The organism is Streptomyces sp. NBC_01477 (genome assembly GCF_036227245.1).
Lineage (GTDB): Bacteria > Actinomycetota > Actinomycetes > Streptomycetales > Streptomycetaceae > Actinacidiphila.
The window spans coordinates 5,854,561-5,881,140 of record NZ_CP109445.1 but is presented as its reverse complement, the minus strand read 5'-3'; the positions used below and the strand labels follow the sequence as shown (position 1 = coordinate 5,881,140).

Annotated in this window: 22 protein-coding genes and 1 tRNA gene; 7 read left to right on the top strand and 16 right to left on the bottom strand. The window is 73.7% G+C overall.

The annotated features are described in order from the left end of the window. Positions 1 to 22 precede the first annotated feature (22 nt). Entirely contained in the window at positions 23 to 2,440 is a 2,418-nt protein-coding gene (locus tag OHA86_RS24945; protein ID WP_329178652.1) for an immune inhibitor A domain-containing protein, read from the bottom strand. A gap of 311 nt (positions 2,441 to 2,751) precedes the next feature. On the opposite strand from OHA86_RS24945, the gene OHA86_RS24940 reads away from it, so the two are divergent. Beyond that, a complete protein-coding gene (locus OHA86_RS24940) occupies positions 2,752 to 3,045 on the top strand; it encodes a hypothetical protein (protein ID WP_329178650.1) in 294 nt (97 codons plus the stop codon). A 17-nt stretch (positions 3,046 to 3,062) separates the two neighbouring features. Here OHA86_RS24940 and OHA86_RS24935 read toward each other — a convergent pair whose 3' ends face one another. Beyond that, positions 3,063 to 3,494, bottom strand: coding sequence for an RDD family protein (locus tag OHA86_RS24935; protein ID WP_329178649.1), 432 nt, complete (start codon positions 3,492 to 3,494; stop codon positions 3,063 to 3,065). A gap of 430 nt (positions 3,495 to 3,924) precedes the next feature. Continuing rightward, positions 3,925 to 5,022 carry an RDD family protein gene (locus OHA86_RS24930; RefSeq protein ID WP_329178647.1) on the bottom strand — a complete coding sequence of 366 codons (1,098 nt, stop codon included), beginning with the start codon at positions 5,020 to 5,022 and terminating at the stop codon, positions 3,925 to 3,927. Positions 5,023 to 5,292: 270 nt separating this feature from the next. On the opposite strand from OHA86_RS24930, the gene OHA86_RS24925 reads away from it, so the two are divergent. Further along, positions 5,293 to 5,808: an SsgA family sporulation/cell division regulator gene (locus OHA86_RS24925; protein ID WP_329178646.1), complete on the top strand. Its 516-nt coding sequence runs from the start codon at positions 5,293 to 5,295 to the stop codon at positions 5,806 to 5,808. A 6-nt stretch (positions 5,809 to 5,814) separates the two neighbouring features. Here the strand turns inward: OHA86_RS24925 and OHA86_RS24920 are convergent, their stop codons facing one another. Both OHA86_RS24920 and hppD read right to left on the bottom strand, forming a co-directional pair. Further along, entirely contained in the window at positions 5,815 to 7,182 is a 1,368-nt protein-coding gene (locus OHA86_RS24920; protein ID WP_329178644.1) for an FAD-binding oxidoreductase, read from the bottom strand. A gap of 429 nt (positions 7,183 to 7,611) precedes the next feature. Continuing rightward, the gene (hppD, locus tag OHA86_RS24915) at positions 7,612 to 8,736 is read right to left on the bottom strand and encodes a 4-hydroxyphenylpyruvate dioxygenase (protein WP_329178642.1); all 1,125 of its coding nucleotides are present in this window, start codon (positions 8,734 to 8,736) and stop codon (positions 7,612 to 7,614) included. Positions 8,737 to 8,866: 130 nt separating this feature from the next. Between hppD and OHA86_RS24910 the strand changes: the two genes are divergently transcribed. After that, the gene (locus OHA86_RS24910) at positions 8,867 to 9,337 is read left to right on the top strand and encodes an Lrp/AsnC family transcriptional regulator (protein WP_329178640.1); all 471 of its coding nucleotides are present in this window, start codon (positions 8,867 to 8,869) and stop codon (positions 9,335 to 9,337) included. Positions 9,338 to 9,505: 168 nt separating this feature from the next. On the opposite strand, the gene OHA86_RS24905 is transcribed toward OHA86_RS24910, so the two are convergent. Further along, on the bottom strand, positions 9,506 to 9,841 hold the full coding sequence (locus tag OHA86_RS24905; RefSeq protein WP_329178638.1) for a hypothetical protein: 336 nt from the start codon (positions 9,839 to 9,841) through the stop codon (positions 9,506 to 9,508). Between the two features lie 421 nt (positions 9,842 to 10,262). On the opposite strand from OHA86_RS24905, the gene OHA86_RS24900 reads away from it, so the two are divergent. Together OHA86_RS24900 and OHA86_RS24895 are read left to right on the top strand one after the other, a co-directional pair. Beyond that, positions 10,263 to 10,916: a helix-turn-helix domain-containing protein gene (locus OHA86_RS24900; protein ID WP_329178636.1), complete on the top strand. Its 654-nt coding sequence runs from the start codon at positions 10,263 to 10,265 to the stop codon at positions 10,914 to 10,916. Between the two features lie 36 nt (positions 10,917 to 10,952). Beyond that, the gene (locus tag OHA86_RS24895; protein WP_329178634.1) at positions 10,953 to 12,245 is read left to right on the top strand and encodes an MFS transporter; all 1,293 of its coding nucleotides are present in this window, start codon (positions 10,953 to 10,955) and stop codon (positions 12,243 to 12,245) included. A gap of 9 nt (positions 12,246 to 12,254) precedes the next feature. Here OHA86_RS24895 and OHA86_RS24890 read toward each other — a convergent pair whose 3' ends face one another. The 4 genes from OHA86_RS24890 to OHA86_RS24875 all read right to left on the bottom strand — a co-directional run bounded on the left by OHA86_RS24890 (position 12,255) and on the right by OHA86_RS24875 (position 17,727). Further along, positions 12,255 to 13,043: a S16 family serine protease gene (locus OHA86_RS24890; protein ID WP_329178633.1), complete on the bottom strand. Its 789-nt coding sequence runs from the start codon at positions 13,041 to 13,043 to the stop codon at positions 12,255 to 12,257. Positions 13,044 to 13,101: 58 nt separating this feature from the next. Next, positions 13,102 to 13,905 (bottom strand): IclR family transcriptional regulator, encoded by an 804-nt coding sequence (locus tag OHA86_RS24885; protein WP_329178631.1) that lies wholly within the window; start codon positions 13,903 to 13,905, stop codon positions 13,102 to 13,104. Between the two features lie 244 nt (positions 13,906 to 14,149). Further along, entirely contained in the window at positions 14,150 to 15,937 is a 1,788-nt protein-coding gene (locus OHA86_RS24880; protein WP_329178630.1) for a DEAD/DEAH box helicase, read from the bottom strand. A gap of 134 nt (positions 15,938 to 16,071) precedes the next feature. Next, positions 16,072 to 17,727 carry an MFS transporter gene (locus OHA86_RS24875; protein WP_443071882.1) on the bottom strand — a complete coding sequence of 552 codons (1,656 nt, stop codon included), beginning with the start codon at positions 17,725 to 17,727 and terminating at the stop codon, positions 16,072 to 16,074. Between the two features lie 23 nt (positions 17,728 to 17,750). Here OHA86_RS24875 and OHA86_RS24870 point away from each other — a divergent pair. Next, positions 17,751 to 17,822, top strand: a tRNA-Cys gene (locus OHA86_RS24870). Between the two features lie 288 nt (positions 17,823 to 18,110). Continuing rightward, on the top strand, positions 18,111 to 18,866 hold the full coding sequence (locus OHA86_RS24865; protein ID WP_329178628.1) for an isocitrate lyase/PEP mutase family protein: 756 nt from the start codon (positions 18,111 to 18,113) through the stop codon (positions 18,864 to 18,866). 16 nt (positions 18,867 to 18,882) lie between these two features. On the opposite strand, the gene OHA86_RS24860 is transcribed toward OHA86_RS24865, so the two are convergent. From OHA86_RS24860 to OHA86_RS24835, 6 genes are all read right to left on the bottom strand, one after another. Next, positions 18,883 to 19,716, bottom strand: coding sequence for a hypothetical protein (locus OHA86_RS24860; protein ID WP_329178626.1), 834 nt, complete (start codon positions 19,714 to 19,716; stop codon positions 18,883 to 18,885). Positions 19,717 to 19,730: 14 nt separating this feature from the next. Then, the gene (locus OHA86_RS24855; protein ID WP_329178624.1) at positions 19,731 to 20,276 is read right to left on the bottom strand and encodes a hypothetical protein; all 546 of its coding nucleotides are present in this window, start codon (positions 20,274 to 20,276) and stop codon (positions 19,731 to 19,733) included. Next, a complete protein-coding gene (locus tag OHA86_RS24850) occupies positions 20,276 to 21,901 on the bottom strand; it encodes a hypothetical protein (RefSeq protein WP_329178623.1) in 1,626 nt (541 codons plus the stop codon). Before OHA86_RS24850 ends, OHA86_RS24855 begins: the two co-directional genes overlap by 1 nt. Before the next feature lie 122 nt (positions 21,902 to 22,023). After that, the gene (locus OHA86_RS24845) at positions 22,024 to 24,336 is read right to left on the bottom strand and encodes a xanthine dehydrogenase family protein molybdopterin-binding subunit (protein ID WP_443071881.1); all 2,313 of its coding nucleotides are present in this window, start codon (positions 24,334 to 24,336) and stop codon (positions 22,024 to 22,026) included. 100 nt (positions 24,337 to 24,436) lie between these two features. Further along, entirely contained in the window at positions 24,437 to 25,627 is a 1,191-nt protein-coding gene (locus OHA86_RS24840) for a (2Fe-2S)-binding protein (RefSeq protein ID WP_329178621.1), read from the bottom strand. Continuing rightward, positions 25,624 to 26,496, bottom strand: a complete 873-nt coding sequence (locus OHA86_RS24835) for an FAD binding domain-containing protein (RefSeq protein WP_329178619.1) — start codon at positions 26,494 to 26,496, stop codon at positions 25,624 to 25,626. The genes OHA86_RS24840 and OHA86_RS24835 overlap by 4 nt, the downstream gene beginning before the upstream one ends. Between the last annotated feature and the right edge of the window lie 84 nt (positions 26,497 to 26,580).

Here is a 26,580-nt window from a genome sequence, read left to right as displayed (position 1 = left end):
GCAGGTCGGACAGCGTCCGCTGTCAGCGGTGCGCCGGTCCCACCTGGACGGTCAGCGTGCTGCCGTCCAGCGGCTCGGACGTGATGGTGAGCCGGGTGTTGGTGTCCGGCACCTTCACGCTGCCGTACGGGTTGCTGTCGTACCAGTACGTGCCGTAGTGGTCGTCGAAGACCGGCGAGCCGAGCTTCGCGCCGACCCGGGCGGCGACCCCGTTGTTGTGCAGGGTCAGACCCTGCGTCGGGTACCAGCTGAAGGTCGAGTCGTAGGCCTGGATGCGGTTGCGCATCAGCGTGCCGTCCGACCACTTCTCCGGCTTGGCGTGGGCGTCGACCGGCAGTATCTCGCCGGCGCCCGGGTGCGCGCCGACGTTGTTGTCGGCCTGCGAGGTGTCCCAGAGCCACACGAGCAGCCCGTTCTGGTACGGGAAGTGCTCGACCTGCTTGGCCTTGGTGTTCAGCCAGCCGAAGTTGTACGGGCCGGTCTTCAGCGTCTGGTCGTACGAGACGTACTGCCGGTTCTCCGCTATGTAGAACTCGGGGTAGTCGTTGGTGAAGGACGCGCCGATCCGGGTGAAGCCCTTGGCGGTCCAGCCGTTGTCGTCGGTCTCCGCGCCGTCGCTGACCACGGTGGCGCCGTCGGCGGTCACCTTGATCGCGTCGGCCGTGAAGCCCTGCTGGGCCACACCGCCGTCGGTGAGGTAGCGGAAGCGCAGCTGGATCTGCTTGCCCGCGTAGGCGTCGAGCGGGAAGGCCAGGTCCTCGTACGCGCCGCTGGTGCCGGTCAGCGCCGGGGCGTTGCCGCCGTCACGCGGCAGGGACTTGCCGTTGGCGGTGCCGTCGAGCGCGGTCCAGCTGGCGCCGCCGTCCGCGGAGACCTCGGTGTAGAGGTAGTCGTAGTTCTCCTCGATGTCCCACCACCCCTTGAGGGTGAGCGACGCCGAGGTCTTGCCGGTGAGGTCCACCGAACGGGTCAGGGTGTTCGCCAGGTTGTCACCGCTGCCCGACCACCACTGCTTGCTGCCCTCGGCGGGCGGGGTGATCGTCGTGGTGACGGTCTTGTCAGGCAGCGTGACTATCAGCGCCTGCTTGTCCTTGGTGTTGTACTCGGCGACGCCCAGCTTGGTGCTGGAGCGCGTCGCGGCCTTGGCCGTGCCGTAGTTGAGCCAGCCCAGCTGCAGCTTGTCCCAGGCGTTCATGTCGTCGGGACGGTCGCCGATGGCGTTCTTGCCGGTGCCCATCCACGAGCCGGACGACATCAGCGTCCAGAAGGCGGTGTTGTTCTCGCCGATGTACGTGGTGTCGTACTCGTCGGGAAGGCCGAGGTCGTGGCCGTACTCGTGCGCGAAGACGCCGAGGCCGCCGTTCTCCGGCTGGAGGGTGTAGTCGCCGACCCAGATGCCGGTGTTGCCGATCTGGGTGCCGCCCGCGCGGTTGTCGGCCGGCCCGGTGCGGCCCGCGTCGGTGCCGTACGCGTACCAGCGGTGCGCCCACAGCGCGTCGGTGGCCTGTGCGCCGCCGCCGGCCGACTCGTCCTCGCCCGCGTGGACGATCTGGAAGTGGTCGATGTAGCCGTCGGGCTCGTTGAAGTTGCCGTCGCCGTCGTAGTCGTAACGGTCCCACTGGTCGTACTGCGCCAGGTCCGCCTTGACCTGGGCGTCGGTACGGCCCTGCGCCTTCTGGTCGGCGACATAGGCGGTGGTGGCGTCGCGGATCAGGTCCCAGGCGCTGGAGCAGATGGTGCTGCCGCAGTAGTTGGAACCGTAACGGGCCTCGTTCCAGGGCACCTTGACCCAGGCGGAGACCTCACCGTCGACCGAGTAGCGGCCCGAGGACTGCTTCTCGTAGTAGGTGGCCAGCGAGTCAGCGCCGGACTTGTGCGAGAAGTACAGGTCCTGGAAGTGCGCCTGGTTGTAGTCGGCCTGCCAGGCGGTGCTGTTGTCGGCCGCCGGGTCGGGCTTGGCGATCGTGTTGTGCGCCGGGCCCGGCGTGCCGCCGTACTTGGTGACCGGGGCGTCGGGGCCGTCGGGACCGTCCGGGTCGTAGGTGGTGGTGCTGTCCACCTGGTTGCCGAACTCGGCCAGGATGGTGAAGATCTTGTCGGTCTTCTCCCGGCCCAGCTCCACGTACTTGCTCTTCTTGCCCTTGCCGGAGCCGAGCTGGACGACCTTGGAGGCGCCGATCTGCTGGACCGACGCCTGTCCCGCGACGACCTGCTGGAGGGCGGCGGAGCGCTCGGCCTCCTGCTGCTTGCTGAACGGGCCCGGCAGGTCGTGGGCCTGGCTCTCCGCCGGGTCGTGCGCCGAAGCCGCAGGTACGGTGCCGGGTGCGTGCTCCGGCGCCGCCGCGTAGGCACCCGCCGCGGTAGCGGTGGGAAGCACGCCCAGCACGGCGATTGCCAGTGCCAGGGCGGCGGGTTGGGTGATCCTCCGGTGATATTTCAAGACTACTTGACCTCCCCTTGGGAAAGGCCATTGCACCGGAGTGGCGGACGAAAAAACAGACCTTGACTTGGGCATGGCAGGACAGTACGTTTACCGGTTCCGCGGCTCCGCTGACCGGACATCAGTCCGCGCAAGTACCCTTGCGCTGTCCGAGCGTTGACAGATCCGGATGCGTGTGCGACCCCGTGCGCCCCCCCGTGCACCGCACGATGGGTGAGGCCATGCTTACCCGGTGTTCGCCCCGGGCATGCCGAACAGGAACCACCCGTCAGCGTGCCCCCGCTTCGACGTACCCGAGGACGGTTCCCCCGATGCCACGTCCGACGACTCCGCAACTCGCCTACGGTTCCCTGACCGTCGTCCTGTCCACCCTCGCGGCGCTGCTGCTGTTCGACGTACGCTCCGGCGCCGCGGTCGCCGGCGTGGCCGCCGGCGGGCTGGTGCTCGGGGTGCTCGTGGCGGTGACCGTGACCATGCCGGCCACCGCCCGCCGCCGCGCCTCCCTCGGCCCGGCCCCGCTTCCGCCGGCCGCCGCCCCCGCCTCGCGCTCCCGCGTGGCGAGCGGCGCCCACTCCCGGGTCGGTGAGCGCTCGCTGCGGCGCTGAGCCGCTCGGGCGGCCCATCAGACGGCGGTCACGACTACGGTCCTGGCCGCCTTCTCGTGCAGCCCCTGCTTGTACGGCCTGTCCACCAGCACGGTGAGGCCGATGATCAGGAACCAGAAGCAGCTGCAGCAGAAGGCCGGCAGCCACAGCACGGCCGCGCGGATCGCGGCGGCGTTCGTGTTCGGCACGCTGCCGTCGGACAGCATCGCCGTCCGCAGGCCCATCAGCTTCTTGCCCACCGTCTGACCGGTGGACTTCGTCATGTACCACTCGTAGAGGAAGCCGATCCCGGCCGTGAAGACGCCGCCGACCGCGGACCGGCCGTAGCTGAAGTCGTTGCCGTGCACCCCGCCGGCCGCCCAGTCCAGCAGGCCCGCCGGGATCAGCACGATGACGATGTCGATGACGCGGGCCAGCACTCTCCTGCCCGCGGCGGCCAGCGGGGGCATGCCGGCCAGCGGGTCCCGGCCGCCGCCCCCTCCCCCGCCGGGCCCGTAGCCCTGGTCGTACGGATTCCCCCCGCCGGGGGGCGGGTTCCCGTACGGGTTCCCCTCGCCGGGGGGCGGGCTCCCGAACGGGTTCCCCCCGCCGGGGGGCGGGCTCCCGAACGGGTTCCCTGCGGGGGGCTGCGTCGGGGGTGGCTGGTCGCTGCTCATGCCCCGAGTCAAACCCGCGCTCCCCCGCCCCGCCCGCCCCCGCTACCCATCCGGGCGACCCACCCCCTCCCGCCGGTGCGGGGCCGGGGTCCCCTACGGCAGAGGGTGCGCTACAGGGGCGCGGGGAACTGCGCGAGCGACCCGCCACGGGCCGGCGGTCCGGATGCGACGGCGACAGCCCCTCCGGGACGGTGGCGACCCGCGCCCCGGTGCGGGCGGAAGGTCAGGACGCGGAGACGAACGTGTGCGCGGCCTTGTCGTGCCAGCCCTGGCGCCACGGGCGATCGAACACGCACCAGGCGACACCGACCACGCCGACGGCGAAGAGATTGAGCACCGTACGGACCAGCCAGCGCCGCAGACTCGCGCCGAAGGCGGGCGGCTGCTGGGCCTCGATGTCGAGCACCTTGAGCCCGACCAGCTTCTTGCCGAGCGTGCGCCCCCACTTGGCGGTGGGCAGCACTTCCAGCAGGACCCCGGCGAGCAGCGCGGCCAGGAGCACCGCGGCCAGCTCCGCGCCGGTCGTGGCGTCGAGCAGCCACACCCTGACCGTCTTCCCGGTGAGCTTGGCCGCGTCCACCTTGTCCTTCGCGTGGTGGTACGCCGCCGAGCCCAGCGGCAGCGCCGCCGCCCCGGTGACCGCGGCGAAGAGCACCGTGTCCACCACCCGCGCGGCGAACCGCCGGGTCAGCCCGGCGGGCCGCTCCAGCGCGCTCGCGCTGCCGAAGGGGTCGGCGGCGACCGGGCGCCAGGGGGTCACGCCCTCCTGGGCCAGCTCGTGCACCTGCTCGGCCCAGGGCGCGGGCGTCTGCGCGGGCACGGCCCCCGAGCGCGGCGCCGGCCGGCTCCAGGCGGGCGGCTCGGGGGACGCCGGCACCGGCGTGGCCGCCGGCGGCCGGTACGGCGGCCGGTGCTCGGCCTCCACCGGCGGCTGCGACCGCGGGTGCTGGGCCGCCGCCCCCCACGAGATCGGCGGCAGCCCGCTGCCGGGCGCGGCCTGCACGGGCCACGCGGGCGCGGGCGCCGGCGGCGGCTCAGGCGAAAGCGAGGGCGCAGGCTCGGGCTCGGGTGCTTCCGGGGTGCCCTGCACGGCGGCGGGAGCCGTGGGATCGGCGTCCAGGAACATCGGGCCCGACTCGTCCATCGCGGGCTGCGCGACCCCGGGTTGCGCCCCCGCCGGCGCGGGCCGGCTCGTACCCGGCACCCAGGAGGAGCCGTTCCAGTACCGGATGTAGTTCGGAATGGACGGGTCCGGGTAGTAGCCCGGCGCCGGGGAGCCGGACGACGAAGAACCGGAGGAGCCAGAAGGAGGTGCGCTCATGGTTCACAGGTTCCGTATCTGCTCGGCCGGGGTGTGCAGCGTCCAGACATACCAGACCTGTGGACCCCGCGGGAGCGCGCCGCCGTACACCACCCTCTACGACACGTCATTACCCGCATACGCCGCCGCGCGCCCCCTGTTCAGGAAAGTTGAACCCAATCCCGTGAAGCCGCGTAATGGTGGGAGAGGCACGCGCTCTCTCCAGGTGCTGGCCCCGATCGCGAAACCCGCCAAGTGGGGCCGCCGCGCCAAGGAAAGGACGTCGACTCGATGCAGACCGTGGTGGAACGCGAGCTTGAGATGCAGTTGGTGCTGTCACCCGAGCGCAGCATCTCCGTACCGGCCAGGCTGGTCTACCGCACGGACGACCCGTTCGCCGTGCACGTCACCTTCCATGTGGGCTCCGACGCGCCCGTGCACTGGACGTTCGCACGCGAGCTGATCGTCGAGGGGGTGTTCAGGCCGTGCGGGCACGGCGATGTGCGGATCTGGCCGACGAAGGTGAACGGCCGCAGTGTGCTGTGCCTGGCGCTCAGTTCGCCGGACGGCGAGGCCCTGCTCGAAGCGCCGTCCTCGCCGGTCGCGGCCTGGCTGGAGCGCACACTGCGGGTGGTGCCGCCGGGCACCGAGCACGAACAGCTGAGCATGGACGACGGTTTGAGCCGGCTGCTGGCCCCCGCCGCCGGTGACGAGCTGTGGCTCGGCAAGCCCTCCTCCGGCCCCTGCCGGCCCGGAGAGACCCCCCGGCAGAACCGCACGGACGACAGCCCCGACCCGGGTGCGTGAGCGCCGTCAGAGGACCTTGCCCGGGTTCAGCAGCCCGAGCGGGTCGAAGACGGCCTTGATGCCGCGCTGCAACTCCAGGCTGAGGGGGCCGAGTTCGCGGGCCAGCCAGTCCTTCTTCAGCAGGCCCACCCCGTGCTCGCCGGTGATGGTGCCGCCCAGCGCCAGGCCGAGGGCCATGATCTCGTCGAAGGACTCCCTGGCCCGCCGGGACTCGTCGGGGTCGTGCGCGTCGAAGCAGACCACGGGGTGGGTGTTGCCGTCCCCGGCGTGCGCGCACACGCCGATCGTGAGGGCGTACTTCGCGGCGATCGCCGCGACCCCGTCCAGCATCTCGCCGAGCCGGGCGCGCGGTACGCACACGTCGTCGATCATCGTTGCCGTGGACAGCTTCTCCAGCGCGGTGAGTGACAACCGCCGCGCCTGGAGCAGCAGTTCCGACTCCGCGGCGTCCTCGGCCGGCACCACCTCGGTGGCCCCGGCGGCCGTGCACAGCGCGCCGAGCGCGGCCAGGTCGGCCGCCGGGTCGTGGGTGTCGAAGGCGGCGAGCAGCAGCGCCTCGGTGGACTCCGGGAGCCCCATGTTCGTCATCGCGTTGACCGCGCGGACGGTGGTGGCGTCCATCAGCTCCAGCAGCGACGGTACGTGGCCGCCCTCCATGATCGCGCAGATCGCGGCGGACGCGGCGGCGGCGGAGGGGAACTCGGCGGCCAGCGCGAGCTGTTGCGGCGGCGCCGGTCTGAGGGCGACGACCGCCTTCACCACGACGCCGAGGGTGCCCTCGGAGCCCACGAACAGCCGGGTCAGGTCATAGCCCGCGACCCCCTTGGCCGTACGCCGCCCGGTGCTCAGCAGCCGGCCGTCCGCGAGGACGACGTCGAGGCCGAGGACGTACTCGGCGGTGACGCCGTACTTGACGCAGCACAGGCCGCCCGCGCCGGTGCCGATGTTGCCGCCGATGGTGCACTGCTCCCAGCTCGACGGGTCCGGCGGGTAGTACAGGCCGTGCTCGGCGACCGCCCTGGACAGCACCGCGTTGACGACGCCGGGTTCGACCACCGCGATCCGGTCGACCGGGTCGATCTCGACGATCCGGTCCATCTTGCGCAGCGACAGCACGATGCAGCCGTCGACGGCGTTGGCCCCGCCGGACAGCCCGGTCCGCGCGCCCTGCGGCACCACCGGCACGTTGGCGGCGGTCGCCGTGCGCATGACGTGCTGGACCTCTTCGACGGTTCGCGGCAGCACCACGGCCAGGGGCGTGCCCGCGGCGGAGAAGCTCGCCATGTCGTGGGCGTAGGAGGCGGTGACCTCCGGGTCGGTCAGTACGGAGGTGGCGGGCAGGCCCGCCGTCAGCTCTTTGATCACGTCGTCCATACGGTCAGCCTCGCAGCAGGCGCCCCCGGGGGGAATCCCCTCCCGGGCACGGGGTTCCGCGGCCCCCCGCGGAAGGGGGCGCCCCACCGGGCACGGCGGTTCCGCGGTCCCACCGCCTGGGGCGGCCCCCTCCCGGGCACGGGGGTTCGGCGCTTCCCCTGCGGGAGAGGGCGCCCTCCGGGGGCGCGGGGAACTGCGCGGCCGGCCCCCGCCCACCGTCGTGTGCGGACGGACCGCCACCACCCCGGGGACGCGGGGAACTGCGCGGCCGGCCCCCGCCGGGGGCGCGGGCCGTCACCGGGCCCGAAGGGTCTCCTCGGTCCGATCCGGACCACCGGCCGGTGGTGGGCTGCGCGCGCCGTTCCCCGCGCCCCCCGGGGTGGGCACCCCCTGCCGCAACGGGAGCCGCACGAGCCCCGCTCCCGGGGGTCAGAGGTTGCCGCGGCGGGCCTGCTCGCGCTCGATCGCCTCGAAGAGCGCCTTGAAATTGCCCTTGCCGAAGCCCATCGACCCGTGGCGCTCGATCATCTCGAAGAAGACCGTCGGCCGGTCCTGCACCGGCTTGGTGAAGATCTGCAGCAGATACCCGTCCTCATCCCGGTCCGCCAGGATCTTCAGCTCGCGGAGCAGCTCCAGCGGCACCCTCGTGTCGCCGACCCACTCCCCGAGCGTGTCGTAGTACGAGTCGGGGGTGTCCAGGAACTCGACGCCCGCCGCCCGCATCTCCCGCACCGAGGCGACGATGTCGTTCGTGGCCAGCGCGATGTGCTGGACCCCCGGCCCTCCGTAGAATTCCAGGTACTCGTCGATCTGGGACTTCCTCTTGCCCGCCGCCGGCTCGTTGAGCGGGAATTTGACCTTGAGGGTGCCGTCGGCCACGACCTTCGACATGAGGGCGGAGTATTCCGTGGCGATGTCGTCGCCGACGAACTCCTTCATGTTGGTGAAGCCCATGACCTGGTTGTAGAAGCCCACCCACTCGTTCATACGGCCGAGTTCGACGTTGCCGACGCAGTGGTCGATGGCCTGGAAGTACCGCCGGGCGGGCGGTTCCACGACCGGCTGGACCGCGTCGTAGCCGGGCAGGTAGGGGCCGTCGTAGCCGGTGCGGTCGACCAGGGTGTGCCGGGTCTCGCCGTAGGTGGCGATCTCGGCGAGCACCACGGTGCCGTGCTCGTCCTTGAGCTCGTACGGCTCGGCGAGGCCGCGCGCGCCGTGGGCGACGGCGTAGGCGTAGGCGGCGCGGGCGTCGGGGACCTCGATGGCGAGGTCGATGACACCGTCGCCGTGGGCGGCCACGTGGTCGGCGAGGAAGCGCCCGCGGTCGGTGGCCGGCTTGATGACGGACGTGAGGACGAAGCGCGCGCCGCCCGACTCCAGGACGTAGGAGGCGGTCTCGCGGCTGCCGTTCTCCGGTCCCGAGTACGCCACCCTGCGCATTCCGAACGCGGTCGAGTAGTAGTGCGCGGCCTGCTTCGCGTTGCCCACCGCGAAGACCACCGCGTCCATGCCCTTCACCGGGAAGGCGTCCTTGGCGTCCTTGGTCTCAGTCATGGCAAAAGCGTCCCGCCGCCGCTCAGGGTGCGCAACAGTTCCGGTTTTCACTGGACATGCTGTACACCCGGGCGCACGATCAACGGGTCAATCCGTGCAGCATGCACGGCCAGGGGAAGGGCGGGCGGCAATGGGCATCGACGCGCTGGACGGGCGGCTGATCACCCTGCTGGACCTGGAGCCGCGAATAGGCGTACTGGAAGCCTCGCGGCGGCTGGGGGTGGCGCGCGGCACCGTGCAGGCCCGGCTGGACCGGCTGCGGTCGCACGGGGTGATCCGGGGCTTCGGCCCGCAGGTGGATCCGGCGGCGCTGGGCTATCCGGTGACGGCGTTCGCGACGCTGGAGATCACGCAGGGGCAGGGCGCGGCCATCCGCGCCCATCTGGCGTCGGTGCCCGAGGTGCTGGAGCTGCACACCACGACCGGCGAGGGCGACATGCTGTGCCGGCTGGTGGCCCGGTCGAACGCCGATCTGCAGCGGGTGATCGACAAGGTGGTCGGCTTCGACGGCATCGTGCGCGCGGCGACCGCGATCGTGATGGAGAATCCGGTCCCGCTGCGGATCATCCCCCTGGTGGAGCAGGCCGCCCGGGACGTCTGAGCGGGACCGCCCGGACACCGCGTCCGCGCGGGTGACCGCGGACGGCGCGGAAGGAGTACGCCTTGTCGGCCGGGCGTCCGGTCCGGCAGCAACGGCTCGATCCGCGCCCCCTGCGCATCGGTCAGCGGCACCTTCGGACCGACGATCGGATGATCCGAGCGAGACGCCCTAGTTGAGGTTGTTGATCTGCTCGTAGGCCGCGTAGTAGCCCGTCGGGCAGTAGAGGGTGTCGGTGCCGGCGCCGGAGTGCCACTGGCCCGTGGCCGTGGTCGTGATGGCCGGGTTGGACTGGTTCGTGCAGTGCACCACGAGCTGCCAGCCGTTGCTGCCGGACGACGAGGTCTGGCAGCTGGCCGAGCCCCAGTTCGTCCCCTGGCTCGTGAAGCAGTAGACGGTCGCCGGCCGCACGGACGCCGCCGACGCCGCCGGCGCGGCCACCGCCGCGATGCCCCCCATCCCCAGCGCCAGACCCGTGATCGCACTGAACGTCTTCCAACGGCGCATGATCCACCCCTCGTCGTCTGCGGATTCGTTCGTGGAACCGTTCGCGTGACCGCACCCGGAGAATGCCGGGGTCGAACCCCTGTCCCGGGCTTCGTTCCGCGCACCATCTTTTGGCATCGCCGGTCGCAGCGACAACCGGTATGGACGCATTGTCTCGAACCCGACCCCCGGTTCCGGGCGGGGCCCGCCGACGGGGCCACGGCCGCGCCCGGGCGGGCGGAAGCTCTGGGGCGTTGCGTCAGGACCGCGACCCGCCACCTCGCCGGACTCCAGCTCGCAGGCATCCTCATCCGGTCAGCCCGACGGTCCGGACGAACGCCCTGGGCCGCCCGGGCCTCCGGCCGGACCGCCCGCCCCGGATGCAAAGGTTGCTTTGCAAAAACGGTTGCAAAGCAACCTTTGCATTGCTTAGCCTGCGAGCGTGCCCGACAACACCCCCGCGGCCGACGAACCGCCGCCCCCAGACGTACCGCCCGCCGACGAACCGCCGGCCGACGCGCGCCCCGCCGACGTACCGCCGCTCGATCCGCGCACCCTGCGCGGCCTCGCGCACCCGCTGCGGATGCGGCTGCTGGCCGCCCTGCGCGAGGACGGCCCGGCCACCGCGTCGGGCCTGGCCGCCCGGCTCGGCGAGTCCAGCGGCGCCACCAGCTACCACCTGCGGCAGCTCGCCGCGTACGGCTTCGTCACCGACGACCCGGACCGCGGCACGGGCCGCGAGCGCTGGTGGAAGTCGGTGCACCGGGGCAGCCGGGTGGACAGCATGGAGGAGTTCATCCGCCACCCCGACCCCGAGGTGCGCGGCGCGCTCAACGCCTTCCTCTACGAGCACGCGGCGGCGCACTCCGAGCAGCTGACGACCTGGCTCGGCACCATGCACGAGTGGCCGCAGGAGTGGCAGAACGCCTGGGACGTCAGCGACTTCACCATCCGGCTGACCCCTGAGCTGGCCGAGGAGATGGGCCACCGGGTGCACGAGCTGATCGAGTCCTACCGCGACCGCCTGCCGGAGCCCACCGCGTCCGCCGCCCGGGTCCGCATCCACCTGCACGCCTTCCCGCGCCGCGCCGACTGACCGCGCGCCCGCGACGAATCCCACGGGGGGAATCCCATGTCCGACAGCGCCCGCGACCGCCGCCCGCTGGCCGTCCTGCTCACCGCCAACGTCATATCCGTCACCGGCAACATGCTCACGCTCGTCGCCGTGCCCTGGTTCGTGCTGCAGAGCACCGGCAGCCCGGCCAGGGCCGGCCTCACCGCCTTCGCCTCGACGCTGCCGGTGGTGCTGGCCGCGCTGCTCGGCGGCCCGCTGATCGACCGGCTCGGCCTGGCGGTCAGCAGCGTGGTGTCCGACGCGGTGTGCGCGGTGGCGATCGGCGCGATCCCGGTGCTGCACATGGCCGGCGGCCTGTCGTACGGGTGGCTGCTGGCCCTGGTCGCCGTCAACGGGCTCTTCCACGCGCCGGGCGAGACCGCGCGCGAGGTGCTGATGCCGCGGCTCGCGGCCCGCGCGGGCACCACCGTGGCGCGCGCCTCCAGCGCGTACGAGGGCGCCTCCCGCGGTGCGCGGATGCTCGGCGCGCCGCTGGCCGGCCTGCTCATCTCGGTGACCGGCGCCGCCGACGCGCTGCTGGTGGACGCGGCCACCTTCGCCGCCTCCGCGCTGCTGATCGGCCTGGGCATACGCGGCGAGCCCGCCCCCGGGCGCGGCCCGCGGAAGGCGGCGGAGAAGGCGGCGGGGCACGGCTACCTGGCCGAGCTGCGCGAGGGGTACGCGTACCTGGTGGGCGCCCGGCTGCTGTTCGCCGTCGTGGTGATGGTGATGGTGACCAACGCGCTGGACCAGGCGTGGTCGGCGGTGCTGCTGCCGGTCGACGCCAGGGAGCACCTGGGCGGCGCGACGGCCATCGGCGTGGTCTCGGGCGTCTTCGCGGGCGCCGCGCTGACCGGCTCGCTGCTCTACGGCGCCTTCGGGCACCGGGTCTCGCAGCGCGGCCTGTTCATCGGCGCCTTCCTGGCCTGCGGCTTCCCCAAGTCCGCGGTCGCCGCCTTCCTGCCGGGGCTGACCCCGCTGGTGGTGGCCTGCGCGGTGAGCGGGCTGTTCGCGGGCGTGCTGAACCCGATCATCGGCACCGAGATGGTCCGGCTGGTTCCCGAGCGGCTGCGCAGCCGGGTCTTCGGCGCGGTCACCTCGGGCGTGCTGACAGCGGTGCCGCTGGGCGGCCTGCTCGGCGGCCTCCTCGTGCAGTACGCGGGTCTGCGGACCGGTATGGCGACGGTCAGCGCGGTGTATCTGCTGACCACCCTGAGCCCGCTGGTGCTGCCCGCCTTCCGGCACTGGGACACGCCGCCCGGGCAGGAGGCCGCCGCCGCGGCCTCCGTCGCGGCGCCCAGGCCCGCCTGAGAGCGGCTGTCAGCAGGCCGGGGTCTTCTTGCCCGCGTCGAGCGCGGCCAGCGCCGTCAGGGCGCCGTCCAGCGTGTCGACCGGGATGAGCCGCAGTCCTGCGGGCAGCTCCGCGGTGGCGTCGGCGCACTCGGCGCGCGGCACCAGGAAGACGGTGGCGCCGTCCCTGCGGGCGGCCTGCTCCTTGAGCGGTACGCCGCCGACCGCGCCGACCTTGCCCGCCGCGTCGATGGTGCCGGTGCCGGCGATGACCCGGCCGCCGGTGAGGTCGCCGCCGTGCCCGTTGCCGTTGATCTTGTCGATGATGCCGAGGGTGAACAGCAGCCCGGCGCTGGGACCGCCGACGTCGGCGAGCCGCAGCTCGACCCTGACCTTCGACGGCGACAGGCCCAGGTGGCTGAGCGCGGCGGCGGTGGCCGCCTGCTGGGAGTCGGTCATCTCCTTGAGGTTGGCCTTCTCGATCGCCTTGACCGAGCCGCCGCTGGGATAGACCGAGTCGCGCGGCATCGCGGCCTGGCTGGTGCGGAACCAGGCCCTGGCCACGTCGATGAAGTGCACCGAGGCGTCCGGCGAGGTCGCCGCGATGGTGACCAGCCGCAGCTGCCCGCTGGTGGTGCGCACCGGAGCCCCGCTGACCGTGATGACCTGGGTGCCCCCGTTGGTGCCCAGGACGTTCGCGGTCAGCCCCGGCTGGACGATGGACACCGGCAGCGGCGCGAAGGCGGCCACGGCCAGCAGTGCGGCCACGACCGCCGCGCACGCGGCGAGGGTCAGGGACCGGCGGGAGAGCGTAGGCATGCGCCCGACCTTATTTCACCGCCGCGCCGGCCCCGAACGCGCCCGTTCCCCCACCCGGTCAGCGCAGTGCGTCCGACACCTCGGTCGCCGCCTCCACCACCCGCGGCCCGACCCGCTCGGGTACGGCCTCGGAGAGCATCACCACACCGACGCTGCCCTCCACCCCCGGCACCCCGAGCAGCGGGGCGGCGGCGCCGCTCGCGCCGGCCTCCAGCTCGCCGTGCGTCAGGACGTAGCGGACCTGGTCGGTGGCCAGGCTGGTGGCGACCGAGGCGGTGCCGATCCGCACCATGGCGCTGCCGTCGTCGTCCGCCGGGTCCTGGCCGCCGTCACGGCCCTCGTGCCCCTCGTGGCCGTCCTGGCTCTCGTGGGCGTCCGCGAAGCGCTCCCAGCGGCTCCCGTCGGGCGTCGGCTGCATGCCGCGTCCGGCCAGGATCGCCCGGCCCGCCGCGCCCCGGTCCAGCGGATGGCGGAAGCCGGTGCGGTAGGCGACGTGGTAGTCGGTCCAGGTCGGCTCGACCACGGCGACGGCCAGCGCCTCGCTGCCGTCGACCAGGGTGAGATGGGCGGTCGCCCCGATGTCCTCGGCGAGCGAGCGCAGCGCGGGCAGCGCCGCCTCCCGCAGCAACGGGTGCACCTGGTGGGCCAGTCCGAGCACTCCGAGCCCGACTCTGGCGCGCCCGCCGAGGTCGCGGCGGACCAGCGAGTGCTGTTCGAGGGTGGCGAGCAGCCGGTAGACCACCGTCCGGTTCACCCCGAGTTTGGCCGCCAACTCGGTCACGGTCAGGCCGTGATCGGTGTCGGCGAGCAGCTTCAGGACCCGCAGGCCCCGGTCCAGTGTCTGAGACGTCTCCGCGGTCACGACGCCCCCTCCTCATAGAATCGGCGGCGCTTGTCACAAAGACGACGCACCACCGGTCCCGCGGCAGTGCGCGGAGAGGCCGCCGGTTGTCGGCTTACCGGCTGCGCTCCGCGGCGGCTCTGCCACGGCGCGTGCGTGATCGGCACGGTAGCGAGGTTGTACCGCTCAGCGGAAGAGGTCGTCCACAATCCGGGCACTCCGATGACACCTCGTCGCTTTTCATATCCCTGTAACAGGGCGGAAATCACCGCATTCGGGTGGCCCATTCCTGTACCTTCTTGATCCGTTCGCCGAGCTGTCCGGCGGTCGCCTCGGCACTCGGCGGCCCCCCGCAGGCCCGGCGCAGCTCGGTGTGGATCACGCCGTGCGGCTTGCCGCTCTGATGGTTGTACGCGGCGACCAGGGTGTTCAACTGCTTTCGCAGTTCCAGCAGCTGCCGGTGCGAGACGACCGGGCGCCGCTCGGCCGGAAGCTCCAGCAGGTCGGCCTCGTCGTCCGGCTTCTTGCGGCTGTGCGCGATCTGCCGGGCCTGCCGCCGCTGGAGCAGTATCTGCACCTGGTCGGGCTCCAGCAGCCCGGGGATGCCGAGGTAGTCCTGCTCCTCCTCGCTGCCGGGGTGCGCCTGCATGCCGAATTCGGCGCCGTCGTAGAGGACCCGGTCGAAGACCGCGTCGGACTCCAGCGCCTCGAAGGGCAGTTGGTCGTCCCCGGTGTCCTCGTCCTCGGCCTTCTCGGCGTCCGCGAGGAGCTGGTCCTCCTCGGCGAACGGGTCCTCCTCGCCGGCCTTCTTCGGCTTGTCGAGCACATGGTCGCGCTCGACCTCCATCTCGTTGGCGAAGTCCAGCAGCATCGGGATGGTCGGTACGAACACCGACGCGGTCTCGCCGCGCCGCCGCGACCGTACGAAACGGCCCACCGCCTGCGCGAAGAACAGCGGCGTCGAGATCGTCGTGGCGTAGACCCCGACCGCCAGCCGCGGCACGTCCACGCCCTCGGACACCATCCGCACCGCGACCATCCAGCGGTCCTGCGAGGCGCTGAACTCCTCGATGCGCTTGGAGGCGCCCGTGTCGTCGGACAGCACCACGGTCGGCTTGTGCCCGGTCAGCTCCCTGAGGAGCTTGGCGTACGCGCGGGCCGAGTCCTGGTCGGTGGCGATGACCAGGCCGCCCGCGTCCGGGATGCCCTTGCGGACCTCGGTCAGCCGCTGGTCGGCGGACTTGAGCACATTGGGGATCCAGTCGCCGGTCGGCGCGAGCGCGGTCCGCCAGGCCTGCCCGGTCGCGTCCTTGGTCATCGGCTCGCCGAGCCGGGCGGCGATCTCGTCGCCCGCCTTGGTGCGCCAGCGCATGTTGCCGCTGTAGGACAGGAAGATCACCGGGCGGACGACACCGTCGGCGAGCGCGTTGCCGTAGCCGTAGGTGTAGTCGGCCGAGCTGCGCCGGATGCCGTCGTTGCCCTCCTCGTACGCCACGAAAGGGATCGGGTTGGTGTCCGACCTGAACGGCGTACCGGTCAGCGCGAGCCGCCTGGCCGCCGGGTCGAAGGCCTCAAGGCACGCCTCGCCCCAGGACTTGCTGTCGCCCGCGTGGTGGATCTCGTCCAGGATCACGAGCGTCTTGCGCTGCTCGCACCGGTTGCGGTGCAGCATCGGCCGCACCCCGACGCCCGCGTACGTCACCGCGACGCCGTGGTATTCGCGGCCTACGGGACCCGCGCTGTACTGCGGGTCGAGCTTGATCCCTATCCGCGCCGCCGCGTCCGCCCACTGCGTCTTGAGGTGCTCGGTCGGCGCCACCACGGTGATCTGCTGGACCATGTGGTTGTGCAGCAGGTACGACGCGAGCGACAGCGCGAAGGTCGTCTTGCCCGCGCCGGGGGTCGCCACCGCCAGGAAGTCCCGCGGCTGGCGCGCGACATAGGCGTCGATGGCCCCCTGCTGCCAGGCCCGCAGCTTGTTCGCCGTTCCCCAGGGCGCACGGCCGGGGAAGGCGGGGGACAGGTGGTGGGGGTGCGAGGCGGTGGTAGTCACGGTCTCCGGCGAGGGTAGAGCGGCGGCCGCCCCCAGGTCCCGGTGCGCGGCCCGTACGAAAACCGCCTCAGCGTACCGGCCCGCGGCCCGGGCCCCGGCGTCCGGCACCGGCCCCGCCGGGGGTGCGACCGATGTCACACCGCCTTCCCGGGCCGCGCCGCCGCCGGCTGCCCGCCGCCGCGCAGCCGGGCCGCGACCGCCGCCGCGACCAGGGCGAGGACCGCGGCGGGCAGGAAGACAGCGGCGAAGGCGGCCGGGTGGGCGGTGACCGCCGCGGTGGCCCCGGCGGTCGCCGAAGGGGCCAGGGAGCCGCCGCCGAGGGCCGCGAAGACCGTACCGGCGGCGGCGACCAGCACGACGTTCGCGAGGGCGTCGGAGACCTGGAGGGCCGCGGAGTTGGTGCCCGCGTCCTGCGGCCGGGACATCCGCATCATCAGCACCGTCAGGGTGGAGATCACCATCCCCATCCCCAGGCCCGCCAGGCACCAGGCGACCGCGACGATCCACACCGGCACCGCGTGGTCCAGCGTCAGCGGCACCGCCGCGATCGCGGCGGCCGACAGCACCATGCCGATCCGCACCAGCCGCTCGCGCACCGGCTCGTAGCGCGGCCTGGCCTGTACGTACGAGCCGAGCGCCCAGGTCAGGCCGCCGCCCGCGAGCGACAGGCCGGCCATCGTCGCCGACAGGCCGCGCTGGGTGACCAGCATCAGCGGGATGAAGGTCTCGGCGGCGGCGAAGGTGCCGGCCGCCAGGCCGCGCATCAGCACCACCGTGGGCAGCCCGCGGGCCGCCCGGAAGGTGCCGGGCGGCAGCAGCCGCCGCGCGGCCGGCACGAGCAGGGCCGCGCCGGCCAGCGCGGGCAGTGCCGAGACCGGCCGCAGGTCCTGGCCCGCGTACTGGAGCAGCACCGCGCCGGCGGCGAGCGCGACCGCGAGCCAGATCCGCCGGCCGTCCATACCGGGCCGCCGCCCCGCCGCCTGGCTCCCGGGCGCCGCCACGGTACGCCGCAGCGCGGGCAGCATCACCGCGAGCGGCAGCGCCACCAGCGCCGGGATGGCCAGGAAGACCCAGCGCCAGCCCAGTTGCTCCGTCACCGTGCCGGACACCAGCGGCCCGACGATCGACGGCACCACCCAGGACGCCGAGAACGACGCCATCACCGAGGGCCGCAGCCGCTCCGGATACGCCCGCCCCACCACCACGTACAGCGCGACGATCACCAGGCCGCCGCCGAAGCCCTGGACGGCCCGCCCCACGACGAACGTGCTCATCGCCCCGGCCGTCCCGCTCACCACCAGCCCGGCGGCGAAGGCCGCGATCCCGGCGGTCAGCGGCGCCAGCGGCCCGCTGCGGTCGCACCACTGGCCGCTGACCACCATCGCGAGCAGCGAGGTCGTGAAGTAGCCGGAGAAGCCGAACGCGTAGAGCCCCAGGCCGTGCAGGTCGCGGGCGGCGATCGGCATCGCGGTGCTCACCGCGGTGGCCTCGAACGCCACCAGCAGCACCACCGAGACCACCCCGAGCGTCAGCGCCCGGTACTCCCGGCCCAGGATGCCGCCCGTCCCCTCCCCGGGTATCAGGCCTTCGGCGGTTCGTTCCTCTGCGACAGTCACCGGCCCAGCGTAAGGGGCAATACGGCATTTCACCCCTGCCGCGAGACCGTACCGGCCTCCGCCTTCCGTCCTACTCCCCCGGCCCCTGTCCACGTCCGTCCCGTGTGAACGGCGTATGGCAGTCGTATGGCACCCCCGCACGCCCCATTGACCCGGACCGCCCGCACCCGCCATGGTCGAAGCACACCGCACGACACGGCCGTGTGCCCGAGTGGTTGAGGGACTCGCCTGCAAAGCGAGTTACGCCGGTTCGATTCCGGTCACGGCCTCGGAAGAGGGCTCGCCCCGCGCGAAGCGGCCGGCCCGGCGCTGTCTCCACAGTGCCGGGCCGGCCGCTTTTCCGCGTGCGCTCCGGCGCACCTCCGCCCCGGCCGGACGGAGCGTTCGGCCGGCCCGTCCCCGCCCGGCCCCGGGCCGGACCGTCGCCGGAGCCTGATGCCGCCCGGCGGCGAGCGGGCGGCTGTTCCGGATTCCGCCTGCTCCGCCGGTGATTGGCCCACACTTTCCGGTGCCCAGTGGCACACTGCGGCGGTCCGCGACACCGTAACGTCGGGCGCATGACGGAGCGAACGAAGGAAACACCGGCAAAGACCGGCGCGGACGCGCTGCGGGCGCTGCACCACGGGCGGGCGGTCGGCGACCCCCTGGTGCTGCCCGGGCCGTGGGACGCGGCCAGCGCGCGGGTCTTCGCCGACGCCGGATTCCCCGCGCTGGCCACACCGAGCGCCGGGATCTCCGCGTCCCTCGGGTACGAGGACGGCGAGGGCACGCCCCCCGACGAGATGTTCGCCGCGATCCGCCGCATCACCCGGGCCGTCGAGGTGCCCGTGAGCGCCGATGTCGAGGCCGGTTACGGGCTGCCCGCCGCCGAGCTGGTCGAACGCCTCCTGGAGGCCGGCGCCGCCGGGTGCAACCTGGAGGACTCCGACCCGGCGGGCACGGCGCTCTTCGACGCCGAACGGCAGGCCGACCGGCTCGCCGAGGTCCGCGCGGCGGCCGGGCGGGCACTGGTGATCAACGCGCGCGTCGACACCTACCTGCGGGGGCCGCGGACGCCGGCCGCGGCCATCGAGCGCGGGCTGCGCTACGCCGCCGCGGGCGCCGACTGCGTCTACCCGATCCTCGCCCCCGCGACCCACCTCGCCGCCATCGCCGAGGCCGTCGGCGTCCCCGTCAACGCCCTGTGCAGGCCCGGCAGCCCCTCCCCGCGCGAACTCGGCGCCCTGGGCGCCACCCGGGTCACCTTCGGCGGCGGCCTCCAGGCCGAGGCGCTGGAGGCGGTCAAGGCGATGGCCTCGGGCATGATCCGCTGACCGCGCCGGCCGTCGCTCAGCCGGAGCAGTAGCCGTCCGGGCAGAAGGAGTCCCGAAGGACCTGGAAGACCTGCTGGTAGGCCGACCAGTCGGAGTCCGGCCCGGCGACGAGCAGCGCGTACTGCACGTCATCGGGGCCGGTGAAGGCGCGGTCCACGACATGGCGGGTGACACCGTCGTCGCGGACGTAGGTGTACTCCAGCTCGGCCGCGTCGGGCGCCTGGTCGGTGACGGACCGCAGCCCGATCAGCCGGTACTGGTCGTCCGTCGAGACCGTCGCCTGGGTCGCCGCGAGGGACTCGTAGGGCGTCGTCTCGGGCCCGTCGAGCGTGTAGACCTGGATCAGGCTCTCCCCGTCCGCGGACTGGTAGTAGACGCTGGCGCCCCTGGTGCTGCGCTGCCAGAACTCGGGCACGGCGATCGTGAAGCCGGCCGGGTCCTGGACCTCCTCGAAGCCGGACGGCAGCGCCGTCGCCGTGTCGTCGGTCGCCGTGTCATCGGTCGTACCGGAGCCGTCCGTCGTACCGGAGCCGTCCGAGCCGCCGCTCCCGACCGGGGCGTCGCCCGTGGCCGGGTCCGTCGGATCGGCCGGCGCGCCGATGGAGGAGTCCGATGACCGCTCCGACGCGTCGGAGCCGCCGCCCCTGCCGCCCACCAGCGCCCACAGCCCGGCGCCCGCCGCCACGCAGAGCAGCACCGCCACGACGGCCACGATCGTCACCCGCCGGCTGCTGTTGCCGCGCGACAGCCCGCCCACCGGCGGCGGTACGTCCACCGGGAACAGGCCGCCGTCCGACCCGGGCGGCGGGTCCTGCACCCAGCGCTGATTCTCATCGTCCCATCTGGCCATGCCGACCGCCCCTTTCAGCCGAGCAGTTGCAGGCACGCCTGGACGACCGCCGCCGCGGAGGCGAGCCCGGCCGCGGCTGTCGCACCGAGGTCGAGCCGGTCGCGCAGCCACTGGAGCCGGCTGCGCCGCACCTGGCCGCTCTCGGCGATCTCCCGCTCGGCCCCGGCGAGTTCGGCGTCGATCTCGGCCGTCTCCGCGCTGGGCGCCAGCACGCGCAGCTGCTCGCGCAGCACACCGACGGCGGCGGCCAACTCCGCGGACGCCGCCACGTACGGCGACGAGGCGTCGAGCGCGCGGGCGTCCCGGCCCGCCGCGACCGCCCCGCCGGTCATCGCGCCGACGCCGATACCGGCGGGCGGCGCGGACACCGGCGGACCGGCGCAAGGGGGCGGCGGGGCCGCCGCGGCCCGCCGGGCGCGATCCTCCGCGCGGGCGCCCGTACCGGCCGCCGCCGCCCCGCCGGTCATCACGCCGATCGCGATACCGCCCGCGCCCTGCGCCGTACCGGCCGCCTCCCGCGACGGCTCCGCCGCGTCCTGCTCCTCGGATTCCTCCGCCATCACGCACCACCCTCCGTGTGCTTCGCCGACGCCCGCTCCCCCGCCGCGACCGCGCCACCGCTCATCACGCCGATGTAGACCCCGCCGCTGACGTTGACGATCTGCTGCTCGAACTCGCCCGTGGCGTAGCCCTTCGACCGCAGCGCGTCCAGCACACCGCTGGCGATGCGGTCCTGGACGGTCTTCACATAGCGGCTGATGTCCATCTCCTGGAAGAGCGAGACCTCCCGCGCGCTGCCCAACTCCCTCACCGATGCGGTCGGCCCGTCGGGCAGCGCGTGCTGCGGGTCGGCCAGCCAGGTGCGGAAGACCGTGACGCCGGTACGCAGCAGGCACGCGCCCGCCGCCAGACCGGCGCCGGGGCTCGCCATCAGGCCGCGCAGCGCGTGCCGGACCGGGTCGGCCTGGCCGCGCGCCTCGATCACGTCCACGGCCCTGAACTCCGGCCGCACGGGGGTCAGTACGTGCGGGACGACCTCCAGGACGAGCATGCCGCCCTGGGTGTGGACCCGGACCAGGACCGTCACGACGATCTGCTCGTCCCAGGCGCCGATCCTGATGCGCAGGAAGTGGCGGCGCGCCTCGCCGCCCTCGCCGGCCGCGTCCTTCAGGTGCTGGCCGACGGCGTCCGCCGCGTAGACCACCTCCGCGCGGTTCAACCCGGCCGGCAGGTAGACGAATTCGTCGATCTCCAGCGTGCGCAGCCGGTCCCTGCTGTCCGCGGCGGAGTCGCGCAGCGCCGTCATCCGGGGCTTGATGAGCTCGATGACCTCGCGGGCGGCGAGCAGCTGCGGCCGGGCGGGCGGGGCGCCGTCCGGCACCTTGGCCGGCTTCAACTCCATCGCCAGCGACCAGGGTTCGTAGGGCTCGCCGGCGCCGATGAAAGGCCGGAAGGGGTCGTAGATGGTCAGCTGGGAGTGCTGCTCGCGGTCGATGGCCGCGCCGATCCGCCGCCATTGCGCGGAGTCGGCCAGTGCCGCGCGGGGCGCCCGCGAGTAGGCCGCGCGGCCCAGCTCGTGGCACATCACGGCGGTCACATGCCCGCGGTAGGCCCAGACCGGTACCGCCAGCAGGAACGGGAAGAACGCGCCCGCCCAGGCGTCCCGACCGGTGAGCAGCGCGGTGGCCACCGACAGCACGTACAGCACGCCCACCAGCGGGGTGACCACGGGCAGCAGCAGCTTGAGCCGGCCGCGGGTGGCCTCCTTGATCATGGCGCGGTCCAGGGTGAAGACCGCCAGGCCCACACCGGACGCGCTGCGCCGGACCCAGGCCACCGCGCACAGCGCCGCGTAGGCAGCGAACCACGGAATGGGCAGCATCGTCTCGGAGCCGGTGCCGGCCAGCCACACGCCGATGAACGCCGCCCAGATCAGCAGCAGCCACGCCCCGGTCTGCGCCTCCTGGCGGCGGGCGCGCAGCGCGTGCGCGAGGACGGGCAGCGCGTCGATGCCGAGCGACGGCGGGACCGGGCGCTCCTCGTGCTCGACGAGTTCCTCGATGACCTGGCTGCGGAAGCCGGTGTCGAAGTAGACCCCGGCGCTGAGCAGCCTCGTCGCCTCGGTACGGAAGGCCGGCGGGGCGCCGTCCCTGGGCGGCGGCACGGGTCGGATGGGTATCGTCATACGTCCCCCGTTGTCCGAATGCACCCGCAGATGATGCGAGTTGTGCAACTGACGTTACCGGGAGTATGACGGCCCGTCAGCCGGGCCGCAGCACTCGCGGGACAACGGGGGGACCAAAAATCCTACGCCGGGGGTTTGACGATCGCCGCCTGCGGGCGGATGGGCAGCCGTGCGATGGGCCGGCCGGTGGCGGCGCGGACCGCGGCGGCCACCGCGGCGGGGGACGTCACGACCGGCACCGCGCTGACCGCCTTGGCCCCGAAGGGGGCCACGACGTCGCGCTCCTCGACCAGCTTGACGATCCGCACGTCCGGCGCGTCCAGGGCGGTGGGCAGGGCGTAGCCGGTCAGGCTCGGGCGCTTGACGATGCCGCGGGGCGCCCGCAGGTCCTCCATCAGGGCCAGCCCGACGCCCTGCGTGACCCCGGCCTCGATCCGCGCGGCGAGCTGCCGCGGGTTGAGGATCCGGCCGACGTCCTGGGCGACGGCGAGTTCGACCACCCGGACCGCGCCCAGCTCGATGTCGACGTCGACCACCGCGCGGATCGCGCAGAAGGTGAGCCCGACGAAGGCGTCGCCCTGGCCGGTCTCGTCGAGCCGGTCGGTGGGGTGCGGGCGGCACTGCGCGGTCGCCCACAGCTCCTTGCCGTCCAGCGTCTCGGCGACCGTCGTCGAGAGCACCCCGTCGTAGGAGGTGATCTTCCCGTCGGCGATGGCCAGCAGCTCGACCGACATGCCGAACTTCGCCGCGAGCGGCTGGAGGAGCTGGGTCCGCACCATCTTCGCGGCCCGCTCGACGGCCCCGCCGGAGACCCAGGTGTGCCGGCCGCGGGCGGAAGGGCCCGCGGGCGGCTGGTCGGTGTCGGAGGGCAGCACGCGCACGTCCTCGACGCCCAGCACCTCCTGGACGATCTGCCGGGCCAGGGTGGTGAAGCCCTGCCCGGTCTCGACGGCGGCGCAGATGACGGTGGCGCGGCCGTCGTGGACCCGTACGGTCGCGGTGGACACCTCGTCGGTGCCCTCGGCGCCGAGCACATGGACCATGCCGAGCGCGTAGCCGACCCCGCGGCGCACCGCGCCGGGCTCGCCCGCGCCCGAGGTGCCGCCGGGCAGCAGCCACTGCGACTCGTCGTCGCCGTCGGGCAGCGGCGGCAGGTCGGCGTCGCGCACGGCCTTCAGCAGCTCGCCGACCGGGGCCGGGCAGGTGACGGTCTGCCCGGTGGGCAGCAGGTCGCCGGTCGCCAGCACATTGCGCATCCGGATCTCGGCGGGCTCCAGGCCGATCTTGGCGGCGAGCTTGTCCATCTGGCCCTCGTAGGCCGTGCAGACCTGGAGCGCGCCCTCGCCGCGTACGTGCCCGGACGGCGGGTTGTTGGTGCGGACCGCCCAGCCCTCAACGAAGACGTGCGGGACGACGTAGGGCCCGGCGGCGAAGGCCACCGCGGCGGCCAGCGCGTCGGAGGAGGCGTCGGCGTAGGCGCCCGCGTCGAGCAGGATCTGCGCCTCGACCTTCACCAGCCGGCCGTCCGCGTCCGCGTGGTGGCGGTAGCGCAGCAGGGTGGGGTGGCGGTGGGCGTGGCCGAGGAAGGACTCCTCGCGGGTGGCGACGAACTTGACCGGGCAGCCGGTCTTGAGCGCCAGCAGGCCCAGCGGCAGCTGGATGCCGGAGTCCTCGCGGTCGCCCATCGCGCCGGGCACCCCGGTGACGACGACCTTGACGTGGCCGGCCTCAAGGCCGAAGCAGGCGGCGGCGATGTCGCGGTCGGCGTGCGGGTCGGTGGAGGCGACGTACAGCTCGACGCCGCCGTCGGGGCGGGGCACGGCGAGGCCCGCCTCCGCGCCGATCGGGGCCGGGTCCTGGCGGCCGACCCGGTAGAGGCCCTCGACGATGACCTCGCCGACGGTGTCGGGGTCGCCGAAGCGCAGCGGGATGTGCCGGATCAGGTTGCCGTCGGGGTGCAGCGGCTCGGCGGCGAAGGCCTTCTCCGGGTCGGTGATGGGTTCGAGCACGTCGTATTCGACCAGGATCGCGGCGGCGGCCAGCCGGGCGGTGTCCGGGTGGTCGGCGGCGACGGCGGCGATCGGCTCGCCGTGGTGCCGCACGATGTCCTTGGCGAAGACCGGGCGGTCGGCGACGAGCCGCCCGTGCATGGCGTCGCCGGGCACGTCCTCGTGCGTGACGACGGCGCGCACGCCGGGCATGGCGGCGGCCTCGCTGGTGTCGATACGGACGATGCGGGCGTGCGGGTACGGCGAGCGCAGGACCGCGGCCCACAGCAGGCCCTCGGCCCACAGGTCGGCCGCGTACGGATACGTGCCCTGCGTCTTGGCCGCCGCGTCGGTGGACGGCACCGACATGCCGATGCCGTGCGGCGGGCCGCCGCCGGCCAGGGTCTCGGCGACGGGGGCGGGTCCTGGTCCGTCGATGACGCTCATCGCCCGCCTCCCGCGGCGCTTCGGGCGGCCGGGCGGGCGCCCGCCCGCCCGGCCGGGCGGCCGGGCGGCCGGGCGTCGGCGTAGGGGTGGCGCTTGGGGGTCATACGGCGGCCTCCGGGGACGTGGGGCCGGGCTGGGCGGGGATACGGGGCGACGACGGGGCGTCGTCGCCGTCGCGGGCGCTGACGACCTGGCGTACCGCGTCGATCACCCCGCGGTAGCCGGAGCAGCGGCACAGGTTGCCGGACAGGGCCTGGCGCGTTTCGAGGTCGGTGGGCCGGTGGTTGCCCTCCAGCAGGTCATGGACGGTCATCGCCATGCCCGGGATGCAGAAGCCGCACTGCACGGCGCCGCATTCGGCCAGCGCCTGCTGCACGTCGGAGGGCCGGCCGTCGGCCGACAGGCCCTCGACGGTACGCACTTCGCTGCCCGCAGCGGTGGCGGCCGGCACCAGGCAGGAGGCGACGAGCCGCCCGTCCACCTGGACCGAGCAGGCACCGCACTCGCCCTGCTCGCAGCCGTCCTTGGCCCCTGCCAGGCCGAGGCGTTCGCGCAGCACGTACAGCAGCGACTCGCCGAGCCAGGCGTCGGTGACCGGCCGCTCGGTGCCGTTGACCCGCAACAGGTAGGAGGCGAGCGGGTGTTCGCTGCGGGTCTCCTCGGCGAACTCGGGCTCGGGCTCGGGCTCCGGAGCGGCCTCGGGCTCCGGCTGGGGTTCGGGCTGCGGCTCTGCGGCCGGCGGCAGGCCGCCGGGCTCCGGGTCCGCCTCCGGCGCCGCGTCGGCGGCCGGCACCTCGTCGGTCACCGCCGACCACGCGGCCTCCGCCGCGGCCTGGTCGACCGGCTGCCACGGCACCGCCTCGCCACTGGAGAAGGCCGACCACTGCCCCTCGGGCCCGGGGGCCGCCTCGGGCTCCGCTGCCGCCTGCGCGGCCGCGGCCAGCGCCGCCGCGGCGCCCTGCCCGAACATCCCGGCGGGGAAGGACTGCGTGGGCGCCGCGGGCGAGGGCGCCCGGTCCCACGAGGAGGTGAAGGCGCCGACCGCGTACTCGCCCGAGTCGCCCTCGGTCTCATCCCTTATGACCGGGATCGCCCACTGGGTGGCCGGGTCGGCCTCCCCCGCGGGGCCGTGCGCGCCCAGCGGGTCCTCGCCCGGCCGCGGCTCGGGCGGCAGTTGGGCGGCGAAGGACACATGCATGGTCTGGTCGGGGTCGTAGTCCCCGCCGCCCGGTACGGGCTGCCAGGCCCCGGAATTGCCGGGCGGGCCCGGCTGCTGCGGCTGGTCGGTCATGCCAGGGCCCTCCCGAGCGCTCGGCGGGACAGTGCGGCCACCGTGCGGCGCAGCTGGACGGCGGCCGGGGGCAGTTCGACCCCCGGCTGGTCGGGGATGCACGCGGCGGCGACGTACTCCCCGAAGGCCGTGCACGCCTCGGGGGCGAGGCTGCGCTCGCCGTCCCAGTCGATCAGGCCGGCCACCCACTGCTCGGCCTCCAGCGGGCGCAGCGGGACCTGGGCGACCGCGCCGACCGCGCAGCGCACCTGGCGCCGGGCCGGGTCCACGACGAGCGCGACGGAGGCGACCGCCCGGCCGGGGCCCGTACGCCCGGTGGCCTTGAGGAAGGTCTGCGGGGCGTGCAGCAGCGGGATGCGGACGAAGGCCAGCAGCTCGCCGGGGCGCAACGGGTCCATGCCGGTCAGCAGATGGCTGACCGGGATCTCCCGGTCGGCCTCGGGACCCGCGAGGATGACGCTCGCCTCCAGCGCGGCCAGCACCGGGAGGGCGTCACCGGTGGGCGCGGCGGAGACGATGTTGCCGCCGAGGGTGCCCGCGTTGCGGATCTGCGGGGGTCCCGCCGAACGGGCGGCGGTGGCGAGCGCGGGGATGAGCGCGGCGAAGTCCGGGCGGCCCATGCGCGCGTGGGTGAGTCCCGCGCCGAGCAGCGCGGCCCCGTCGGCGTACTGCCAGCCGCGGATCTCGGCGATGCGGCCGAGCCCGACAAGTGCAGCCGGGCGCAGCAGCCCGGCGTTGACCGACGCCATCAGATCGGTGCCGCCCGCGACCGGCACCGCGCTGGGCATGGCGGCGAGCGCCGCCACCGCCTCGTCGAGCGAGGACGGCAACGTGACATTCTCCGCGGTCTGCTGTGCATACGTGCTCACGCAGCTGCCCCTTCCCGGCCTTCCTCCGTCACGCGGTAGCCGTACCGTACGTGCTGAGCGCCCGGACGTGGCAACTCTGGCACA

What these genes read in the sequence shown, in the direction of transcription:
- OHA86_RS24930 (WP_329178647.1), bottom strand. Translation starts at nt 5,022, where the DNA reads ATGAGCGCACCTCCTTCTGGCTCCTCCGGTTCTTCGTCGTCCGGCTCC.
- OHA86_RS24860 (WP_329178626.1), bottom strand. Translation starts at nt 19,716, where the DNA reads ATGGCCAGATGGGACGATGAGAATCAGCGCTGGGTGCAGGACCCGCCG.
- OHA86_RS24910 (WP_329178640.1), top strand. Translation starts at nt 8,867, where the DNA reads ATGGGCATCGACGCGCTGGACGGGCGGCTGATCACCCTGCTGGACCTG.
- OHA86_RS24865 (WP_329178628.1), top strand. Translation starts at nt 18,111, where the DNA reads ATGACGGAGCGAACGAAGGAAACACCGGCAAAGACCGGCGCGGACGCG.
- OHA86_RS24840 (WP_329178621.1), bottom strand. Translation starts at nt 25,627, where the DNA reads ATGACCGACCAGCCGCAGCAGCCGGGCCCGCCCGGCAATTCCGGGGCC.
- OHA86_RS24920 (WP_329178644.1), bottom strand. Translation starts at nt 7,182, where the DNA reads ATGGACGACGTGATCAAAGAGCTGACGGCGGGCCTGCCCGCCACCTCC.
- OHA86_RS24855 (WP_329178624.1), bottom strand. Translation starts at nt 20,276, where the DNA reads ATGGCGGAGGAATCCGAGGAGCAGGACGCGGCGGAGCCGTCGCGGGAG.
- OHA86_RS24890 (WP_329178633.1), bottom strand. Translation starts at nt 13,043, where the DNA reads ATGCCTACGCTCTCCCGCCGGTCCCTGACCCTCGCCGCGTGCGCGGCG.
- OHA86_RS24895 (WP_329178634.1), top strand. Translation starts at nt 10,953, where the DNA reads ATGTCCGACAGCGCCCGCGACCGCCGCCCGCTGGCCGTCCTGCTCACC.
- OHA86_RS24850 (WP_329178623.1), bottom strand. Translation starts at nt 21,901, where the DNA reads ATGACGATACCCATCCGACCCGTGCCGCCGCCCAGGGACGGCGCCCCG.
- OHA86_RS24905 (WP_329178638.1), bottom strand. Translation starts at nt 9,841, where the DNA reads ATGCGCCGTTGGAAGACGTTCAGTGCGATCACGGGTCTGGCGCTGGGG.
- OHA86_RS24935 (WP_329178649.1), bottom strand. Translation starts at nt 3,494, where the DNA reads ATGCCCCCGCTGGCCGCCGCGGGCAGGAGAGTGCTGGCCCGCGTCATC.
- hppD (WP_329178642.1), bottom strand. Translation starts at nt 8,736, where the DNA reads ATGACTGAGACCAAGGACGCCAAGGACGCCTTCCCGGTGAAGGGCATG.
- OHA86_RS24845 (WP_443071881.1), bottom strand. Translation starts at nt 24,336, where the DNA reads ATGAGCGTCATCGACGGACCAGGACCCGCCCCCGTCGCCGAGACCCTG.
- OHA86_RS24875 (WP_443071882.1), bottom strand. Translation starts at nt 17,727, where the DNA reads ATGGCGGGTGCGGGCGGTCCGGGTCAATGGGGCGTGCGGGGGTGCCAT.
- OHA86_RS24940 (WP_329178650.1), top strand. Translation starts at nt 2,752, where the DNA reads ATGCCACGTCCGACGACTCCGCAACTCGCCTACGGTTCCCTGACCGTC.
- OHA86_RS24925 (WP_329178646.1), top strand. Translation starts at nt 5,293, where the DNA reads ATGCAGACCGTGGTGGAACGCGAGCTTGAGATGCAGTTGGTGCTGTCA.